The organism is Aeromonas sp. FDAARGOS 1404, from assembly GCF_019047085.1.
GTDB classification, from domain to species: Bacteria; Pseudomonadota; Gammaproteobacteria; order Enterobacterales; family Aeromonadaceae; genus Aeromonas; species Aeromonas veronii.
This window is the reverse complement of record NZ_CP077237.1, coordinates 4,597,705-4,617,390: the sequence shown is the minus strand read 5'-3', so window position 1 is coordinate 4,617,390 and position 19,686 is coordinate 4,597,705. Positions and strand designations below refer to the sequence as shown.

Here is a 19,686-nt window from a genome sequence, read left to right as displayed (position 1 = left end):
ACGTAACAGAGAAACCAGTTTTTCAGCGCCTATGTTCAGCATGAGGCCAACTGATTTTGTTTGTTTAAAACCTTGTTTGTTGACATACAAATGGTTGTATAGACAACGGTCTGCAATGGGCTGGTGTGGGGTTCAAGATTCATTTGATATGGAATCCTCTGGTTCAATGCATACTTGCCAACCAGGGCATTCGGTTGTACCGAAACCTGAATCCTCCTTTCGCAGAAATGGGGGGGGTCGACATAAAGCAAACCAGCCTCAAGTCTTGTTCAACTGATGATCAACTCAGGTTGCATCTACACAGATGTACATATAGGTAACTGTCGCTGATACAGATTTGCTTCCCGAAAGTTCGCCAGTTCCCCCCTATCCTAGCGGCAGCACAATCTATACACGGGATATTGGTTACGGCCCTTCCCCACACAATTAAGTGTTGAAACTGAGCCTGACGCTGGCCCTGATACGCGAGACTTCAGTAACCGCTGCTCAACGATTCTGTTTAAAAGGCATATAAAAATGCCGCCCGGTTTTGCAACCGGGCGGCATTGATCATCTTCTGTTATCGAGGATGAGCTATCAGGCCGTGGCCAGCTTGGCCTGCTCTTCACCGCGCTTGAGCATGGCGTAGGAGACACCGGTCAGCAGCGAGCCTGCCGCAATCGCCACGATATACATCATGACGTTGCTGATGGCGTGCGGGATAAAGAGCACGAACAGACCGCCGTGGGGGGCCATCAGCTCGCAGCCAAACAGCATGGAGAGCGCACCGGTCAGGGCGCCGCCAACCATACAGGCCGGGATAACGCGCATCGGATCCTTGGCGGCAAACGGAATGGCCCCCTCGGAGATAAAGCACAGTCCCAGTACGAAGGAGGCTTTGCCCGCTTCCTGTTCCGCCTTGATGAACTTGGTGCGGGCCAGGAAGGTGGCGATCCCCATGCCCAGCGCCGGCACCATACCAGCGGCCATCACCGCAGCCATCGGGGCGTAGGTTTTGGAGGCCAGCAGGCCAACCCCGAAGGCGTAGGCTGCCTTGTTGACCGGGCCGCCCATGTCGAAGCACATCATGGCGCCGATGATGACACCCAGCAGCACGGCGTTGGCAGAGCCCATGTTGTTGAGGAAGGTGGTCATGGCATTCATGATGCCGGCCACCGGGCCACCGACGACGTAGATCATCACCAGACCGGTAAACAGGCTGGCAAACAGCGGAATGATCAGGATCGGCTTGAGCGCTTCCAGGGTCACCGGCAGACGCACCTTGTCGCTCAGGTACTTGGCGCTGTAACCTGCCAGGAAACCAGCCACGATGCCGCCAAGGAAACCGGCGCCCAGCGAGCTTGCCAGCATGCCGCCGATCATGCCGGGAGCGAGACCCGGGCGGTCAGCGATGGAGTAGGCAATGTAACCGGCCAGCACCGGGATCATCAGGGCAAAGGCGGAACCGCCACCGATCTTCATCAGAGCCGCGGCCAGAGTGCCTTCCACCTTGAACGCCTCGATACCAAACACGAATGAGAGCGCGATGATAAGGCCGCCCGCCACCACCATCGGCAGCATGAAGGAGACGCCGGTCAGCAGGTGCTTGTAGGGGCCAGCTTTTTCCTCTTTCTTGGGTTGGCTGGCACCGCTGTGGCGATAGGTTTTCGCTTCACTCCACGCCTTGTCGAGCTCGGCGCGGGTTTTCTTGAGCGCCGCACCGGTGCTGGTGCGATAGACCGGCTTACCGTCGAAACGGGCCATGTCCACCTCGATATCGGTGGCGAGGAACACCAGATCAGCGGATGCAATCTCCTCGGTAGTCAGGGCGTTCTGGGCACCGACCGAGCCTTGAGTCTCGACGCGGATCTGATAACCCAACTGTTTGGCCATGGTCTCCAGCGCTTCTGCCGACATAAAGGTGTGGGCCACCCCGGTCGGACAGGCGGTCACAGCCACGATGCGCTTGCCAGCGGCGGCCGGTTTGGCGGCAGCATTGGCAACGGCGGAGGCGGCTTGATGGCGATAGACACTGGCGCCGCTGGTTGCTGCCTCCAGCAAGGCGGCCGGATCCTGCAGGGCGAGATCCATGCTGCCCTGATAGACCTGCTTGCCATCATAGGCGGCGAGATCCACCGGAGCACTGGCGACAACCAGCACCAAGTCGGCGGCGGCAATCTGCTCCTTGTTCGGCACCTGATGGGGTTGCACGCTGGAGCCGACGTCGAGGGTGAGTTCCCAGCCAGCCAGTTTGGCCTGCTGTTCTATCCGTTTTGCAGCGAGAAAGCTGGTGGCAATGCCCGCCGGGCAAGCCGTAACCAAGATTGCTTTCATTGGGCATCTCCTGAGTTTTCCATTGAGGGGGTATGGCATTGAACCGGTGCCAGCGCTTCCAGACGCTCTACGCGCACCTGTTCAAGTAAAGGGTTGAGCACATTGATATCGTCAAAGCCGACCGCCACCTGACTGACCGCCAAGGCCGAGACGGCGGTGGCCAGCCGCAGGGTCTGCTCCGGCGCCCAGCCAAGGCTCAGACCATGGGCGAGACCTGCCACCAGCGAATCGCCGGCACCCACGGTGCTGACCACCTGCATCCGCGGCGGAATGGCCTGCCAAACGGCATCCGGGGCAAACCAGATGAGGCCATCGGCGCCGTTGGAGATCACCACGTTGGGGATCCCGCTGGCCTGCAGCGCGCGGGCACACTCGGCCTGCTCGCTCAGCGTCTTGACGGGGGGGCCCGCCCACTGGCTCAGCTCCTCCAGATTGGGTTTGACCAGGGTCGGCGCCGCCTTGATCCCTTCGCTTAACGCCGCGCCGCTGCAATCGAAGATCACCTGCTTGCCCTTGGCCTTGAGCAGGCGGATCAGATGGGCGCAGTAATCGGGGGCTACCCCTTTGGGCAAGCTGCCCGCCAGCACAAACCAGTCGGCGTGAGGGGCCAATTGGTCGATGGCCTGCTCCAGCGCGCTCACCTCCCCTTGCTGGATGGTGAGCCCCGGCAGATTGAGATCGGTGACCCGACCGGATTGCTCGGAGATCTTGACGTTGATGCGGGTGCTGCCCGCGACACGGACAAAGTGATCATCCAGCGCCCGCTCTGCAAACAGGGAGACAAAGCTCTGTTCATTGTCAGCGCCCAGCCAGCCGGTGACGCCTACCTCGCGGCCCAAATCCTTGAGCACCATGGCGACGTTGATCCCCTTGCCCGCCGCACGCAGGTTGGCCTCGCTCACCAGATTGACCTCGCCAAGGCTCATCGCCTCGAGACGAGTGGTGAGATCAAGGGCGGGGTTGAGGGTAATGGTGACAATCTTCATCAATGCGCCCCCTCGCCGAGACCAGCGGCGATCGCCTCACCGATCCCCTTGAGAGCCGCTTCGGCATCCGCCCCTTCGGCGCGAAATGCCAGACGGTGCCCGCACTTGACCCCAAGGCCGATCACCTTCATCAGGCTCTTGGCGGAGACCGCCTCGCCGCTGCCATCCAGATTGGCAACCCGGATGTCGGATGCAAACTCTTTGGCCACCTTGACCAGCATGGCGCCCGGACGGGCATGCAGGCCGTGGGGGTTGATGATGGTGAAGGTTTCAGAAAGACCACTCGCGGGGCCCGCCTGCAACATGGCCAGCCCCTCGCCGCCCGCCAGCGTAGCCAGCTGACCAGCGGCCGCCAGTTTGGCCAGATTCTCCAGTTGCGGCAGATGGCTGCTATCTGCGGCGCACAGCAGCAGCATGGCACTGACCGGCAGATCCCCTGCGCGAAGTTCGCTGCTAGGCGTTGCCAACACCCAGCCGGTCTGGGCCGCTTGCGCCCGGGCCAGCCAGACGCCCTCGCCCAGATAGGCAGGTTCGCTTGCCAGCAGGGCGCTCACCATGGCGGCATCGCCCCAGCCCGCAGACTTGGCGCGGGCGGCGGCTCCCAGCAGCAGTTGGTCGCGATCATCCGCTGGGAAGTCAGCCAGGGTCAGGTATTGTACCTCTTTGGCGGCAGTGGCACCGGTCAGGACATTGATGATGGTGTCGGCATCGGTGGCCTCTTTGAGCTGGGCAGCCGCCTGCTCGTCACCCAGCACATGGGTGAGCTGGCGCAAAATGCCCAGATGTTCGTCGGACTTGGCGGCGATGCCGATGGCGACGTAGGCGATCTGCCCCTCATCCCACTCGATACCATTGGGGAACTGGGCCACCATGACGCCGGTGCTCTTCACCAGATGACGGGTGTCGGTGGTGCCGTGGGGAATGGCGATGCCGCTGCCAAGATAGGTGGCATGCTGCGCTTCACGGGACAGCATCCCATCCACATAGCCTGCTTCCACCAGACCGGCTTCGGTCAGTTTGCCTGCCAGCAGGGCAATGGCGTCCGACTTGGTCGCCACCGACTGTCCCAGCAAGATCTGCTCTCGCGCCAACTTCAACATAGAGACTCTCCATCAGGTTCCGGCCGCGCCGGTACGTCACAATTGAACATTCGGGTTACTCGCCAGCTGACAATAGACCCGAGCACGGTTCACTGTGATCGGGGCCCGATTTTCAGGCCACTGGGTCTCTTCGTTGCTGACAGGCTGAATCGTTTCACCTACACTCAGACTGAATCGTTTCAGCGAATTGATCAAGTACCCACAAAGAGTGCTTTTCAATGATATGATCCCGCGCACACTTTTCGGTGCCCTCACCCGGCAGTGACCGTGGGCCTTGCAACTCAAACAGAGCCAATATGATGAAACTGGATGAAATCGCCGCCCTCGCCGGTGTCTCGCGCACCACGGCAAGCTATGTGATCAATGGCAAGGCCGACCAATACCGCATCAGTCAGGCCACCCGCGACAAGGTGATGGCCGTTGTCACCGCCCATAACTACCAGCCGGACAGCCGCGCCGCCTCCCTGCGCGGCGGCCAAACCAAGACCCTCGGCTTTATCCTGCCCGACCTTGAAAACGCCAGTTACGCCAAGCTGGCCAAACGGCTGGAACAGGGGGCCCGGGCGCAGGGATATCAGCTGCTGATCGTCTGCTCGGAGGATGATCCCGCCACCGAAAAAGAGCTGGCCCAGATGCTGGTGAGCCGCCATGTGGATGCCCTGCTGGTGGCCAGTTGCCTGCCGCCAGACGACCCCTTCTACGGCAAATTGCAGGCGCAAGGCAGCCAAATCCTCGCCATCGACCGGGCGATGGCCGCCGACAAGTTCGTCACCGTCGCCAGTGAAAACGAGAAGGCGAGCTTTGATCTCACCAGCTCCCTGCTCACCCCGACCTTGCGCCATATCGCCTTGATCACCGCGCTGCCGGCACTCACGATCAGCAAGGAGCGCAAAGCCGGTTTCGAGCAGGCGGTCGCCAGTCACAGCGCGGCTCGCCATCTGTGCGAGGGGGATCACTTCTCCCGCCTTGAGGGGTATCGCCTGATCAAGGATCTGCACCAGCAGCTGGGTCAGCTGCCCGAAGCGCTGATCACTACTTCCTATATCCTGATGGAGGGGGTACTCGACTACCTGTTGGAACAAGAGATCGATATGAGCCAGCTCGCCATGGCCACCTTCGGGGACGATCGGCTGCTTGACTTCCTCCCCTTTGGCATCAACTCCCTGCCCCAGCAGCACGACGCGCTGGCGAGCCAGGCGCTGGAGCTGGCGCTCAAGGCGGTGAACGGCGAATACCAGAGCGGGCTGCACTATGTGAGCCGCACCCTCAAGCGCCGCCGCTAAGTCGCCTATGGCAATTGCCCACAACCACACAGGCTGCCTGCAAAAACTGCCGGAATGGGCAGCCAAAACTGACAGCCTGTGCGACTGCTCTTCACAACGCCCATCTTTGCACGCGCCTGTTTGGCCAGCGGAAGATCGGCCAACCGGCCGACAGGGCTTGCAACCCCTGCTCAGGGCCCGTTTATCGGCCCATCGGCTCGCTATAAATTGAATTTATAGCTTTTTGCCGTATGACCCTATTTTTACTTATACCGAACCATTCGGGCCGCTAGCGCCCTGTTTTGCCCTCTGTCGCCCCTTCCAGACGCCTGTAGCAACCCCCTCCGCTCCCGAGGGCCGGTTGAAGCGGATTGGCATCGCCCCCTCAAGGCGCACATTTTTTTCGGCACATAGCGTCAAGTGTCATTTTTTATTTCCACTTAAATGTCATCCACAGCACAAGATCCGCTTTTTAGGGGTTGTCTCCACTATTTCGATCCGTTAACGTGGCAACCATCTTTTACAACCGACAGGTTTCAGGTACAGATGTTTCCACGCCGATATTGCTAGCCTCCGGCTTTTCCCCCGGAGGCGCCTCCCGACACAGCCAACTGGCTCTCTCTTGTTTGCAACATCTCCGCTCACTTTCGGATGGATAACATGAATACCAAAACCCTGGGTTGTACCCTGTTGATTGCCGGCACCACTATAGGCGCCGGCATGCTGGCCCTGCCGCTGGCCTCCTCCTCCCTCGGCGGCCCCGCCACCCTGATGTTGATGGTCGGCCTCTGGGCTCTGATGGCCTTCACCGCCATGCTGCAAGTAGAGGCAAGCCTCAACACCGGCAAATGGTACCTGCACCAGCTGGCGGACCATCTGCTCGGCCCCTGGGGCAAGCGCATCGCCTCCTTCTGTATCCTGATGCTGTTCTACTCGCTGGCCTCCGCCTACATCAGCGGCGGCAGCAGCCTGCTGGCACAGGCGCTGGCCGATGCGGGCATGACCCTCAGCCAGGAGCAGGCCGCCTGGGCCTTTACCCTGCTGTTTGGCGGCATGGTCTGTGTCGGCACCCGCTCTGTGGATTACCTCAACCGGCTGATGTTCACCGTCAAACTGGTGATCATGGTGGTGGTGCTGGCGTTGCTGCTGCCCCGCACCGAAGGGCAGCATCTACTTTCGATGCCGCTAGGTCAGGGCCTGTTGCTGGCGGGCCTGCCGGTCATCTTCACCTCGTTCGGCTTTCACGGCTCCATTCCAAGCGTGATGCTCTACCTCGGTGACAGCCCCAAGCAGCTGCGCCGGGTCTTTGTCTGGGGCTCTGCCCTGCCGCTGATCCTCTACGTGCTGTGGCAGGTGGCAATCCTCGGTCTGCTCGGCCAGCAAGCCCTGCTGCAAACCGGCGGCGCGCTGGACAGCCTGCTGGCCAACGTTGGCAAACTGGTGAGCTGGCCTGCGTTTAATCAGGCGATGCACCTGTTTGCCGATCTGGCGCTCGCCACCTCCTTCCTCGGGGTGACGCTGGGACTGTTCGACTTTATGGCCAAGGTGACCCGCCGCAAGGACAACTGGCAGGGCCGCAGCCAGACTGGCCTTATCACCTTTGTGCCGCCATTGCTGTTTGCCCTCTACTTCCCGCAGGGCTTTATCATGGCGCTCGGCTACGCCGCCATTGCGCTGGCGATCCTCGCGGTACTGCTGCCGGTAGCGCTGGTGTGGCAGAGCCGCAAGCAAGCCCCCGCCCACCACTACCGCGCCCCGGGTGGCGTGATAGCGCTGGGAGTGGCCGCCGCCATGGGCGTGCTGATTGTTGGCGTACAGATCAGCGTCAGCCTTGGAATGCTGCCAGCGCTGTAATCCCCGATACTAAACGCCCCAAATAGCCAAGCCCCGCCAATTAACTTGACGGGGCTTTTTGTTGGAAAAGAAATCAAGTTGGATACAGGCATCCGCCATTAATTAAGAGATCGACCCTTACCAAACAAACACCCAAACCTTCAGCTATATACCGACCTTTTTACTACCTAACCCTGAATAATCAGTTCAAAAACCGTTCATGCCCCTTCGCTACACTACCCGCTCGTTTATCGCTATCAGGAGTTTGAAAACAATGATGTTGCACCTCAAGAAGAGTACCCTTGCCCTCGTCCTGCTTGCCGCCAGCGGCGCACTCAGCGCAGCCGAAATCGCCAACAACAATATTACCGAGGCGGAGATCAAGGCCGCGCAGGATGGTTGGGGCGCGGCGCTCATCAAGATCAGCGATGACTATCGCGCCGGTGGGATTGAGCGCGCCAAGGCGACCGCCGAGTCGGTGCTAGACAGCGCTTATGGTTACCAGCAGGGGCCGGTGCTGTTCAAACCCACCCTGGCCGGTGGCGAGCAGACCTTTCGCACCAACCGCGAGGGGGCGCTGGCCTACTTTGTCGGCAACAACAGCGCCTACCCCACCGACAAAGGGTTCGCCCTGAAAAACTGGCAGAGCTATCGCTATGACAATGCCGCCGTCTATATCAGCGGCGACATGGCGCTGACCATCGGCAAGGTGCATCTGGTAGATCGCGACAACAAGGAGACCACTGTCGACAAGACCTGGGGTTTCAAGAAGGGGGATGATGGCAAGGTGCGTATCGTGCTGCACCACTCCTCCCTCCCTTACGAGGGGTAATGACGTGGCGCAGCCCACCATCAACACGGTCAAAATACAGCCCTGCCACCTCGGCAGGGCTGTTTGTTTTGCGCCTGCGCTTGGCCGATGGCAAGTGAGTGGATGACGGTCGTGCTAAAGCAGTTTGCTGCTACCCTCAAGGCAAGCCATTGAGATGCCGAGCAATATCGCGTCTCAACACCAGCTACTCGATATCATCACACAAGGAGCCAGATACCATGACCATACTGCCTGTTTACGCGGCCCTGCTCGCGCTGCTGTTTGTGTTGCTGAGCATTCGAACCATTCGCACCCGCCATAGCCGCAAGGTGGCGCTGGGGCATGGGGATGACCCCGCCATGTTGCGCGCCATGCGGGTACACGCCAACTTTGCCGAGTATGTCCCCCTCGCCCTGCTGCTGGTCTATTTCGTCGAAACCGGCAGCCATGCCCCCTGGCTGGTTCATTTGCTGGGGAGTGCCTTGCTGCTTGGCCGTCTCTGCCATGCATTTGGCATGAGCCGCACGCCGGAGAACTTCCGTTATCGAGTGGCGGGAATGGGGCTGACCTTCACGGTGATCCTGGTGAGCGCTGCCCATATCCTGATCACGGCGCTGCTCCCCTGACCCGGCCGTCACGAATAGCTGGCGAAGCGGTCTGGCAGCCATCCCAATCGGCTATTCTTCACTGCACAGATAGTCGCAACAGTTCTGCTTAAACAAGCCCGATTCAGGAGTGCGATATGAACTGGATTGGCTGGTTACTGCTTGTCGGGCTGACTCCCGTTGCCCACGCAACCCCGCTAAAGCTGGCGGCAGCGGTCGAACACACTGCGATATTGCGCCCTTTTATTCATGACTGGTTTGGCCGGGCCGGCATCGACTTTCAGTTGATCCCCTGCACCTATGCCCGCTGCGAAAAGTTGATTGAGGCAGACCATGCCGTCGATGGCGATATGGCCCGGATCAAGGGCTTTGATCAGACCTATCCCCACTTGCTGCAGATCGGTGCCCCCATCTCGGAGGCGGCGATTTATGGTCAGCCAAGGGATAACCCGAGCTGGCCCCCTGCCAAGGGTACCGTGATTGGCTGCCTGCGTGGCATCCAGTGGTGCGAGCGCTTCCTCGGCAACTATCAGGTCATCTGGTTGAACGATGAGAAGCAGGGGCTTGCCCAACTGCATCGAGGCAAAGTGGATTGGCTCATCAAGATGCGCCCCGCCTCTCAACCTGCACTGGCGTCCCCCTGGCAGAAGATCACCAAAGAGCAGGTCTTTCTCTACCTCGATAAAAAGCACCGCGCGGAAATTGCGGCCCTGCTCAAGATACAGCTGGCGTTTATCAACAACGGCCGCTGGCTGACGATGCAAAAGCAGTACCTCTCCGCCATCTAGCGCGGTTCTCGCAGCACCACACCGTGCCGATTACATGGCTGAAAAAACAAAAAGCCCTGCCAGATTGGCAGGGCTTTTCAGTCAACCGCATAGCTGGGGAGTCAAACTCCCGAGCCGCTTACTGGTTGTGGGTAGAGCGACGTGGACGACGGGCCTGAGCCGGTTTGCCAACGCCATCAGCCGGACGCTGACCACCTTGCGGCTTGGGCTTGCCACCGTTACCGGTACGTGCACCACCCGCATTGCCATTGGAGGCGGAACGACCGGCCCCCTGACGCTGGCCTTGACCTTGCGGACGCGGCGCACGGCGCTGCTCGCTCGGATCACGGGGCTCTTTGCGCAGCGGCGCGCCGATACCACGGGCGATGTTGTCGAGGGTCTCGCGGGAGGCTTCAAAACCGGCCACCTGCTCGCACGGGATGTTCTGCTTGGTCAGACGCTCGATCGCCTTGATAAGCTTGCCTTCATCGGCTGCAACCAGGGAGATGGCGTGACCGGCAGCACCGGCACGACCGGTACGACCGATGCGGTGAACGTAATCTTCCGCCACGTTCGGCAACTCGAAGTTGACCACTTGCGGCAGCTTGTCGATGTCCAGACCACGGGCGGCGATGTCGGTCGCCACCAGCACCTTGACGCTACCATCCTTGAAGCCGGCCAGCGCACGAGTACGGGCACCCTGGCTCTTGTTGCCGTGGATGGCGGCGGCGCTGACGCCGTTCTTGTCGAGAGTCTCGGCAACACGGTTGGCCATGTGCTTGGTACGGGTGAACACCAGTACCTGCTGCCAGTTGTTGCTGGTGACCAGATGACTCAGCAGCGCGATCTTGTTGGCCTTGTCGCACGGATGCACCAGCTGCTCGATACGCTCGGCAGTACTGTTACGCGGGGCCACTTCGATCACCGCCGGGTTATCCAGCAGACCGGTGGCCAGTTCGCGGATCTCGTCGGCGAAGGTGGCGGAGAACAGCAGGTTCTGACGCTTCTTCGGCATCAGGGCCAGGATACGGCGGATGTCGCGGATAAAGCCCATGTCGAGCATGCGATCCGCTTCGTCCAGTACCAGGATCTCCACTTCGTCGAACTTGACGGCGTTCTGGTTGTAAAGATCCATCAGACGGCCGGGACAGGCCACCAGCACGTCCAGACCACGGCGAGTCGCCATCATCTGCGGATTGATGCTGACGCCGCCGAACACGACGTGGCTGCGCATCGGCAGGTGTTTGCCGTAGTTACGCACGCTCTCGCCCACCTGGGCGGCCAGCTCGCGAGTCGGGGTCAGCACCAGCGCACGAATGCGGTTCGGAGAAACCTTGCGCTTGCTCTCCATCAGACGTTGCAGCATCGGCAGGGTAAAGCCTGCGGTCTTGCCGGTCCCTGTTTGGGCCGCCGCCATCAGATCGCGGCCAGCCAGAACGGCGGGGATCGCTTGCTGCTGAATGGGAGACGGGGTGTCGTAGCCTTGTTCGGCAACGGCACGCAACAAGGGTTCGGCCAGACCGAGGGAAGTAAAACTCATAATTACCTGCTAGAGATAGGGGCGCCGGGGATTTGTGGTGGGGCTCCTCTGCTGAGCCGATGCCATCTCACAAGATCTGGGCCTATTGAGAAAACAACGATTTCCCCGGGGAGCAGAGCAAAGGGGAAAGAATAGAGGCGCAGTCTAACGGAGTTGCCCGGGATAAACGAGAAAAATGTGATGCTCCTCCCAGCACGAACAGAAAATCCCCCTCCTGCCCCCCGAATAATCCCGTTGATTGATGTAGCACGCACCACACTATTAACTGGCAACACAATATCAGCCCTCGCAGGCATGGCTCGCAGGGCAAAAGCACGGGATAAAAGAACACAATAACGAGGTTTAGCTATGACCACGCCATATCGTCCCCGCGGCAGCTGGCAGGCAAGGATTGGCCTGCTGCTTCTGCTGCTAAGCCCTGCCCTGCAGGCCAGTCAGACCCTGACCGTGGCCTGGAGTCACTGGCCCCCCTTCAGCCAAATCAACAACCGGGGTGAGCTGGATGGGCTGGATGTCAGCCTGACCCGCCAGATCCTCACCCAGGCGGGCTTTGCCCCCAAGTTTCGCGAGCTTCCCTGGGCGCGGGCACTGCATCTGGTAGAACACGATCAGCTGGATGTGGCGATGGCCGCCCTCCCTCTGCCGGAGCGCCAGAGCTATGCCCGCTTCTCGACCCCCTACCGCCAGAGTGCCTATGTGCTGCTGAGCAATGACCCGATTCCCGGCCATCAGGATCGCTGGGCGCAGCTCGATAATCTGCCCGCGCTGTGCAACGAGAAAGGGCTCAAGATAGGCAAGTTGCGCGGCACCCGCCCCATGCATCAGATGGATAGCTGCCCGGCGCTTAAAATGGCGACCGAATACAACGCCGATGAGCGGATGATCGATCTGCTGCTGGCTCGCCGCCTCGATGGCATCATCATGGAGTGGCAATATGCCCGCTACCGGCTGGCCCATCTGGGGGCCGAAGAGTTTATCAGCTGCCAGCTGTTGCTACACCACCAGCCGGTCAGTCTGATGTTTGCCAAAAACAGCGTGAGCGAAGAACAGATCCTCAAAGTCAACGAGGCCATTCATGCCTTGCCCAAACCCCACAACAAGTTCTCGCCCCCCAGGTGTCGCCTCAATGCCGATCCGGGCGCCGCGGATCTGCTGACCCGCACTCTCCGCAAGCATTGACGGGATAAGCCGCCACCTGAAATAGCAAAGGCGACCCGAAGGTCGCCTTTTTGGTATTGTCGAACTTGTTCCCCGAACAGGGAGCGCTCAGTCGATGAGCAGCAACAGGGATCAGCGCAGCTGCGGGGTATGGGTCAACACCCCCTGATTCTGGGCACGATGGCGCAGCAGGTGATCCATCAACACCAGCGCCAGCATGGCTTCGGCGATGGGCACGGCACGAATGCCGACACAAGGATCGTGACGACCCTTGGTGATCATCTCGATAGCCTCGCCTTCGGTATTGATGGTCTTGCCAGGCACAGTGATGCTGGAGGTGGGCTTGAGCGCCATGCTCACCACGATATCCTGACCCGACGAGATCCCACCCAGAATGCCGCCCGCATGGTTGCTGGCAAAGCCCGCCGGGGTCATCTCGTCGCGATGCTCGGAGCCTTTTTGCTCCACTACCGCAAAGCCGTCACCGATCTCCACCCCTTTCACCGCATTGATGCCCATCATTGCGTGGGCAATGTCGGCGTCGAGGCGATCAAATACCGGCTCACCGAGACCCACTGGCACATTGCGCGCAATGACCTGCACCTTGGCACCGATACTGTTGCCCTCTTTTTTCAGGTCACGCATGTATTGATCCAGTTCTTCCAGCTTGCCCGCATCGGGGAAAAAGAAGGGATTCTGCTCAATCTGCGCCGCGTCAAAGCCTTCCGCCTTGATGGGGCCGAGCTGGGAGAGAAAACCGGTGATCTCGATGCCATGCACCTGTTTGAGGTACTTCTTGGCGATCGCCCCCGCCGCTACCCGCATCGCGGTTTCGCGGGCGGAGGAGCGACCACCGCCGCGATAGTCCCGCTGACCATACTTCTGGTGGTAGGTGTAGTCAGCGTGACCCGGCCGGAACAGATCCTTGATGTCGGAGTAATCCTTGGAGCGCTGATCGGTATTCTCGATGAGCAGCCCGATGGAGGTGCCGGTGGTCTTGCCCTCGAACACCCCGGAGAGGATCTTCACCTCGTCCGGCTCGCGGCGCGGCGTGGTGTAGCGGGAAGTGCCCGGCTTGCGCCGATCCAGATCCCCCTGCAGATCCGCCTCGCTGATCTCCAGCCCAGGCGGGCAGCCATCAACCACGGCGCCCAGCGCTAGGCCGTGGCTCTCGCCAAAGGTGGTGACCCGAAAGAGTTGACCAAAACTGTTCCCTGCCATGCGCGCTCCTGCTTAGTTCTTGTAGATGGCGAAATGATCCTGATACTGCACCAGCTCGTCACGGGTCATCACAAAGACGCCGTGACCGCCGTTTTCGAATTCAACCCAGGTAAAGGGGATCTCGGGGAACTGGGCTTCCAGATGGATCATGCTGTTGCCCACTTCGACCACCAGCACGCCGTTATCCTTGAGGAAATCTGCCGCATGGGCCAGCAGACGCTTGGTCAGCTTGAGACCATCGGAGCCGGACGCCAGCGCCAGCTCGGGCTCGTGACGGAACTCGTCCGGCAGATCCGACATATCTTCGGAGTCGACATAGGGCGGGTTGGAGACGATGAGATCGTACTTGTCGCCCGCCGGCAGATCGCGGAACAGATCGGAGCGGATCGGAATGACCTGCTGCTCCAGCCCGTGATCGTTGATATTGCGCTCGGCCACGTTCAGCGCATCAACGCTGATATCAATGGCATCCACTTCCGCTTCCGGGAACTCGTGGGCCATGATGATGGCAATACAACCGGAGCCAGTGCACAGGTCCATGATCCGGGTCGGTTCATGTTTGAGGAAGGGTGCGAAACGGTTGGCCACCATCTCTGCAATGGGGGAACGGGGAATGAGCACCCGCTCGTCCACGTAGAACTCCCAACCGGCATACCAGGCCTTGTTGGTCAGGTAGGCGGCCGGTACCCGCTCCTGTACGCGGCGGATAATCAGTTCTGCGATACGGTGACGCTCGCTGCTGGTGAGACGGGAGTGGCGCATGGCCGGGTCTACATCCGGTGGCAGATGTAACGCGGGCAGTACCAGCTGCACAGCTTCATCCCAGGCGTTGTCGGTTCCATGACCGTAAAAAATCCCGGCGTCGTTGAAACGACTCATGGCCCAACGCAACATGTCCTGGATGGTGTGCATCTCGGCAACCACCTCATCGATAAATATCTTGTCCAAATCCACCTCCAAGTCGAGTAATATCCGGCCCGAGCCCCGTTTACGTTGCGGGCAAGACGCATACCTAATACATGAGCATCTGATGAAAAAAACGCCCTCACCGACAGACGAGGAAACCCTGCTGTTCCGCGATGCGATAAAAGGTACCCGGAAAATCAAGCAAGATACCATAAGGGCCGAGTTACGCCCGGTCAAGCAGAAACGCGAATTGCGCGAAACCCGCGAAAAGCTTGGGGTTGACCACTATTTCAGCGATGAGTATCAGCCCCATCTCGATGATGATGGGCCGACCCGTTACGTGCGGGAAGATGTGTCAAAATTTGAGCTGAAAAAGCTCAAGCGGGGCATTTATCCGCCGGAGATCTATCTCGATCTGCACGGCATGAACCAGCAGCAGGCAAAACAGGAGCTGGCCGCCCTGCTCACCCTCTGCCAAAAAGAAAACATTCACGTCGCCTCGGTGATGCACGGCATCGGCAAACATATTCTCAAGCAGCGCATTCCCAGCTGGCTGGCCCAGCATCCCAATGTGCGCGCCTTCCATCAGGCTCCCCGCGAATGGGGTGGCGACAGCGCCATTCTGGTGTTGCTGGATATCGAAGAGTAGTTAGCCAAACGACCACACTATACTGAATATCAATATGTTATTCGCCGTGGAGGTCGCATGTTTACACAGGGTTCCCATGCCGACATAAAGTCATCTCTCGACGCCATCGGCGCAGCCGTGGCGGTGTTCAGCCTCGACAAGGATGATCACTTTGTGCTGGTCTCTGCCAACGATACCTTTGCCAAGGCGTTCGAGCTGGATGTCCTTGGCAGCATTGGCAAACAGTTGAGCGAGATGTTTCCCCGCTACATCACCAATACCATCGAGCCGCCAATGCACGAATGTGTGCGCATGCAGACCGGGCTCGAGAGCGAGCTGCCTATCGACAGCCTGTCACGTACCAGTTGGTGGCGCTTTATTCTCTCCCCAATCATCCCCGAGCAGGCACGGATCAACCGGATCATCGTGACCGCTATCGACATCACCGCCAGGATGCAGCTGGAAGAGGCGCTCACCACCAGTCGCCGTCGCTTCGAAGCGGTGGTCAACTCCGCCTATGACGGCATCATCAGTGTCAGCAGCGAGTCACGCATCGAGCTTATCAATACCGCCGCCTGCGAGATGTTCGGGATCGACGAAAGCTATCTCGGCAAGCGGCTGGAAACCCTGCTTCCTCAGCGTTTTCGTGCCAATCACGAAACCTATTTCAAAGCCTTCAGCAGCTCCCCCATCAATTCGCGCCCGATGCATGCCCGCGCCTCGGTGATGGGTCTGCGCCGAGACGGCAGCGAATTCCCGCTGGAGGTGACCATCGCCAAAATCAATTTGGGCCCGACCACCGAGATGACCGCCATCTTGCGGGATATCTCGGAGCGAGCCCGCCTGGTGGAGGAGTTGAAGGTCGCCGCTACCACGGATCCCCTCACCGGCATTGCCAACCGGCGCCGCTTCAACGAGCTGGTCAACGCCGAGATGCAGCGCTGCCAGCGTTTTGGCCATACCATGAGCCTGCTGCTGATCGATATCGACCACTTCAAGGAAGTAAACGACACCTTTGGCCATCAGCAGGGGGATTTGGCGATCCTGAGTCTGGTGAAACGGATCAGCAAACAGCTGCGGGAGGTGGACATGCTGGGTCGTTGGGGTGGCGAAGAGTTTATCGTACTGCTACCGGAAACCTCCCTCGAGCTAGCCTGGGCCAGCGCCGAGCGGATCAGGCTAGCCATCGAATCCCAGCACCATGCACTGGAGGGGGCTCTTGAGATCTCCCTCACCATCAGTATCGGGATCAGCGCCAGCAAGGGCAGCCATGACACTGTAGAGAAGATGGTTAGACGAGCCGACACCGCCCTCTATTTGGCCAAGAAACAGGGGCGCAACTGCTGCCGCAAAGAGGAACCGGAGCCGACCTGATGGCGCACGCCCCTGCCCTCTGGTGACACTGCTAACCTTTGCCTGCAGAGATAACCAACCGCAACGAATACAAAAGACAGCGCTACTCTCTTCGGTAGCGCTTTTTCTCGTCATGCTTTTGGTGCACTTTTCAATGACAACCATCAAGGGGACGGCTAAAGCGCAGTGAGCCACCATCATCCAGAGAGAGCCTCACCGACAGCATGCCGCCGTTGGGCAATTGCCATTCAAAGAAGTCATCAAAACCGGCAATCGTTACGGCGCGGATCACCTTGGCGACCACACCGTGTGCCACCAGCAGTATCCGCTCCCCTTGCATGGTCGAAACAAGTTCCGTGAGTCCCTGCGAGACCCGAGCAATCACCTCATCAATGGTTTCACCACCGGGAGGAGCGTCAGCCCAGCGCTGGGTGATATTGCGCGCCCACAGTTCGGGATAGCGATCCCTTGCTTCTGCCTGCGTCAGCCCTTCAAACAGGCCGACATCCCTCTCACGAAAGGCTGACACAAGCTCCACAGCCAATCCCAGCTGACGAGACAAGATGGCAGCGCTCTCCCTTGTTCGCAGCAGGGGAGATGCCAGCAACCGATCAAACGGCGGCTCTGTCACTGCTACCTTCTCAGCCAGCTGGGATATCTGGCGCACGCCATCGTCGTTGAGCCCGATATCCAGCGCGCCCTGATAGTGCCCTTCCGCATTGGCTTGCGTCTCGCCATGGCGGATAACTACCAGCTCCATGTCAACCTCCCTTGTTGGGGCTACCTTGGTTTTACTTCCCTTTGCGATAACGGGGATGCTCGTCCTGGATCGACAACCAGGGCAGCTGGCTGTCGGTATGGATGTGATAGGTTGGCGCAACAGCCTCTGGATTATCGAGAGAGGCGATAGCCAACGTGAGATAGTCAGGGTACTGGGTGCTGCGATACGTGAGGGTGGAGCCACACTCGGCGCAAAATCCCCGTCGGATAAAATCTGAAGACGCATACTCGGTCGGTTTGCCGCATAACCACTGCACCTGTTCGGCGTGAAAGTCCATCCAGGCCCCGACCGGTGCCCCCGTGGTGCGCTGGCAATCCCGACAGTGACAAAAATCGGCCGCAAAAGGTGCAGTCAGCATCTCATAACGGATCGCCCCGCAATGACAACCCCCCCTTCATCTTGCCCCCTTGTTGCAATTTTGCACAAGCCAAAGAGATTACCAATATAAACCGGCCGTTTACATCTATTTTCTCAAGGGAATAAGCGACAATGTACCTAGATAAAGCTGAGTGATATAGCCAGACCTCACTATTTCAGGTGATAAATGACAGTTTACCAATAGAGAAGATACTCCTCATATTCGCAATGAGAGGTTTCATTTTATGGTGGAAAATGAATTCGCAAGTAGCGCACTACGCTCATCAGAAGACGCTAGTTTATGGGGGCTAACGAACCTGAATATAAATTTTATTCTCAACTTTGATTCAACACAATTTCATTTCAATTTTCAGATAAAAATTCACCTTATCAGTTAGAACATAAGCACCATTGAAAATACAAGATAATATTCAGTGATGCACTGTTGATAATTAATGAGGAGAAGGAGTTATCCCCCCTCTCCTCTTTGGGAGTTAAATTACGCCATCTTATTTGGCAGGAACTACAACCCAGGGGCCGCCTTTGGCGGGATCATCCCCCTGTGTCCACCATTTGGCCTGATAGACGGCTCCCTTGTAGCTCACCTTGCTGCCAGCGGTGTAGACCTTGGTCGCTTCCCAGGTCGGGTTGCCATCGATGGGGGGTTCACTCGGATCGACCGGTGGTGGAGTCAGTTTGTCCACGATCCGCACTTTCGGCCAGTTGGCGTGGGAGCCGTAGAAGTTGGTCACGCACTTCTCGTAATCACCCGGCACCAGCGCAGAATAAGCGGTCTGAAAGCCCACCAGCTCGCACTCGAAGGAGTAACCGCCCGGACGATCCGGATAGTACTTCCAGTTGCCATCCCAGTTGGTGTAGAGCACGTCGGTAGCGCCGTTAAGATTGAGGCTGCCATAGGGAGTCTGCTGCCAGCAGGTGTTCTTCTCATCCGCCTTGATCGGGATCTGGTAGTGGTTGGCCAGCCCTTCCCAGTAGCGGATGCGATTGACCGGCTGCCCCTTGTCCTTGTTCTGCTCGCCACACTCGATGCCGCCGTTGATGACGTTGATGGTGGTACCGAAGCCATAGCCGATACCGGCGTCAGCTTCCCGTTTGGAGGGTACCCAGGTGCGATCAATCACGTGCAGCATGGCCGGTTTCGGGGCCTGCGGGGTGAGGAAGAACCAGATGGCAGAAGCGAGGTTGAGCCAGGAGTCAGCCACCAGACCCGGGTTGTTGAGCAGCACGGAGGCATCGCCATCGAACATCGCCTCGGAGAAGGCGCCGTAGTTGAAGTGGTAAGAAAGCTGCTTGGCGCCGCGGCCGAAATACCCCTGACCCGTGCTGCAAGGCCACTTCTTGTTCTGCCAGTCGTTCTGGCCACAGCCTGTGGTGTAGCCGGTCTGTCCCTCTGACCAGCCCATCTCCCGCACATGCACCAGCGCCTGTTGCCACTCCTCCAGCCCCAGCGGGTTATCGGAGACGTTCTCCTTGGCAATATGGCCACCGGTCTCCTGAGAGAAGTGGGCAAAGGCGGTCACGATGGATTTTTTACAGATCGCATCAGAATCACGCCCGTCAGTATATTCACCACAGAATGCAGGGAATTTACCGATGGCTCGCAAGAAGCGGACATAAGTATATTCCGGCGCTGCCATCTGGGTTAAATATTCCCATTCAGATTGGGGAAATACCCGTTCAACCCGTTTTACGTTGTCAGGATTGCTTGCCAGACCCGGTTCAATGGCATCAACGATTTTATTTGACCGGGTCGCCAATGCCTTGGCCCATATTGCATACATGGGATTGGCCGTCTTGGCTTTTTCCATGGCTGCTAGATCCGGGGCCGCAATCACATATCCTCCCGCATTTTGCGGATCGGGTTGAATATTCATGGCTGCACTCATTGCGGCATAGCTTGGCAATGCGCAGGCGGCAGCGATCAGCCAGACACAACGCTTGGGTTTGAACATGTTTATCGTCCTTGTTTGAATTAATGCGTTCCAAGAGTAGGTGTTTCAACAACTAAATTCACGATGAGAAATAAGAAATAAGCAGATTTTGT

At 58.8% G+C, this 19,686-nt stretch carries 17 protein-coding genes; 8 read left to right on the top strand and 9 right to left on the bottom strand.

Annotated elements, in window-relative coordinates; translation table 11 throughout:
* Window positions 1-576 precede the first annotated feature (576 nt).
* The 3 genes from fruA to fruB are packed head-to-tail and all read right to left on the bottom strand — an operon-like array spanning window position 577 to window position 4,399.
* Entirely contained in the window at window positions 577-2,313 is a 1,737-nt protein-coding gene (gene fruA, locus I6L34_RS21305; RefSeq protein WP_075114721.1) for a PTS fructose transporter subunit IIBC, read from the bottom strand.
* Entirely contained in the window at window positions 2,310-3,299 is a 990-nt protein-coding gene (gene pfkB, locus I6L34_RS21300) for a 1-phosphofructokinase (RefSeq protein WP_216955300.1), read from the bottom strand. The genes fruA and pfkB overlap by 4 nt, the downstream gene beginning before the upstream one ends.
* Complete coding sequence (fruB, locus tag I6L34_RS21295) at window positions 3,299-4,399, bottom strand: fused PTS fructose transporter subunit IIA/HPr protein (RefSeq protein ID WP_216955299.1); 1,101 nt, start codon at window positions 4,397-4,399, stop codon at window positions 3,299-3,301. The genes pfkB and fruB overlap by 1 nt, the downstream gene beginning before the upstream one ends.
* A 296-nt stretch (window positions 4,400-4,695) precedes the next feature.
* Between fruB and cra the strand changes: the two genes are divergently transcribed.
* From cra to I6L34_RS21270, 5 genes are all read left to right on the top strand, one after another.
* Window positions 4,696-5,682 (top strand): catabolite repressor/activator, encoded by a 987-nt coding sequence (gene cra / locus I6L34_RS21290; protein ID WP_058057665.1) that lies wholly within the window; start codon window positions 4,696-4,698, stop codon window positions 5,680-5,682.
* Window positions 5,683-6,321: 639 nt separating this feature from the next.
* Window positions 6,322-7,515 carry an aromatic amino acid transport family protein gene (locus I6L34_RS21285; protein WP_058058184.1) on the top strand — a complete coding sequence of 398 codons (1,194 nt, stop codon included), beginning with the start codon at window positions 6,322-6,324 and terminating at the stop codon, window positions 7,513-7,515.
* A 253-nt stretch (window positions 7,516-7,768) separates the two neighbouring features.
* The gene (locus tag I6L34_RS21280) at window positions 7,769-8,326 is read left to right on the top strand and encodes a hypothetical protein (RefSeq protein ID WP_058058185.1); all 558 of its coding nucleotides are present in this window, start codon (window positions 7,769-7,771) and stop codon (window positions 8,324-8,326) included.
* 218 nt (window positions 8,327-8,544) lie between these two features.
* Window positions 8,545-8,931: an MAPEG family protein gene (locus I6L34_RS21275; RefSeq protein ID WP_043819987.1), complete on the top strand. Its 387-nt coding sequence runs from the start codon at window positions 8,545-8,547 to the stop codon at window positions 8,929-8,931.
* A gap of 116 nt (window positions 8,932-9,047) precedes the next feature.
* The gene (locus I6L34_RS21270) at window positions 9,048-9,698 is read left to right on the top strand and encodes a hypothetical protein (protein WP_058058186.1); all 651 of its coding nucleotides are present in this window, start codon (window positions 9,048-9,050) and stop codon (window positions 9,696-9,698) included.
* A gap of 118 nt (window positions 9,699-9,816) precedes the next feature.
* On the opposite strand, the gene I6L34_RS21265 is transcribed toward I6L34_RS21270, so the two are convergent.
* Complete coding sequence (locus I6L34_RS21265; protein ID WP_019445132.1) at window positions 9,817-11,217, bottom strand: DEAD/DEAH box helicase; 1,401 nt, start codon at window positions 11,215-11,217, stop codon at window positions 9,817-9,819.
* 348 nt (window positions 11,218-11,565) lie between these two features.
* Between I6L34_RS21265 and I6L34_RS21260 the strand changes: the two genes are divergently transcribed.
* Window positions 11,566-12,396, top strand: coding sequence for an ABC transporter substrate-binding protein (locus tag I6L34_RS21260; protein WP_058058187.1), 831 nt, complete (start codon window positions 11,566-11,568; stop codon window positions 12,394-12,396).
* Window positions 12,397-12,507: 111 nt separating this feature from the next.
* Here the strand turns inward: I6L34_RS21260 and aroC are convergent, their stop codons facing one another.
* Window positions 12,508-13,596 (bottom strand): chorismate synthase, encoded by a 1,089-nt coding sequence (gene aroC, locus I6L34_RS21255; RefSeq protein ID WP_058058188.1) that lies wholly within the window; start codon window positions 13,594-13,596, stop codon window positions 12,508-12,510.
* A 12-nt stretch (window positions 13,597-13,608) separates the two neighbouring features.
* Window positions 13,609-14,544, bottom strand: a complete 936-nt coding sequence (gene prmB / locus I6L34_RS21250) for a 50S ribosomal protein L3 N(5)-glutamine methyltransferase (RefSeq protein ID WP_058051987.1) — start codon at window positions 14,542-14,544, stop codon at window positions 13,609-13,611.
* An 82-nt stretch (window positions 14,545-14,626) separates the two neighbouring features.
* Between prmB and smrB the strand changes: the two genes are divergently transcribed.
* Together smrB and I6L34_RS21240 are read left to right on the top strand one after the other, a co-directional pair.
* On the top strand, window positions 14,627-15,151 hold the full coding sequence (gene smrB, locus I6L34_RS21245) for an endonuclease SmrB (protein WP_005333198.1): 525 nt from the start codon (window positions 14,627-14,629) through the stop codon (window positions 15,149-15,151).
* 57 nt (window positions 15,152-15,208) lie between these two features.
* Complete coding sequence (locus I6L34_RS21240; protein WP_013723774.1) at window positions 15,209-16,504, top strand: diguanylate cyclase; 1,296 nt, start codon at window positions 15,209-15,211, stop codon at window positions 16,502-16,504.
* A gap of 130 nt (window positions 16,505-16,634) precedes the next feature.
* On the opposite strand, the gene I6L34_RS21235 is transcribed toward I6L34_RS21240, so the two are convergent.
* The 3 genes from I6L34_RS21235 to I6L34_RS21225 all read right to left on the bottom strand — a co-directional run bounded on the left by I6L34_RS21235 (window position 16,635) and on the right by I6L34_RS21225 (window position 19,594).
* Window positions 16,635-17,243 (bottom strand): histidine phosphatase family protein, encoded by a 609-nt coding sequence (locus tag I6L34_RS21235; protein ID WP_058057657.1) that lies wholly within the window; start codon window positions 17,241-17,243, stop codon window positions 16,635-16,637.
* Window positions 17,244-17,274: 31 nt separating this feature from the next.
* Window positions 17,275-17,622, bottom strand: a complete 348-nt coding sequence (locus I6L34_RS21230) for a GFA family protein (protein WP_075114728.1) — start codon at window positions 17,620-17,622, stop codon at window positions 17,275-17,277.
* A gap of 508 nt (window positions 17,623-18,130) precedes the next feature.
* The gene (locus tag I6L34_RS21225) at window positions 18,131-19,594 is read right to left on the bottom strand and encodes a chitinase (RefSeq protein ID WP_075114729.1); all 1,464 of its coding nucleotides are present in this window, start codon (window positions 19,592-19,594) and stop codon (window positions 18,131-18,133) included.
* Window positions 19,595-19,686 lie beyond the last annotated feature (92 nt).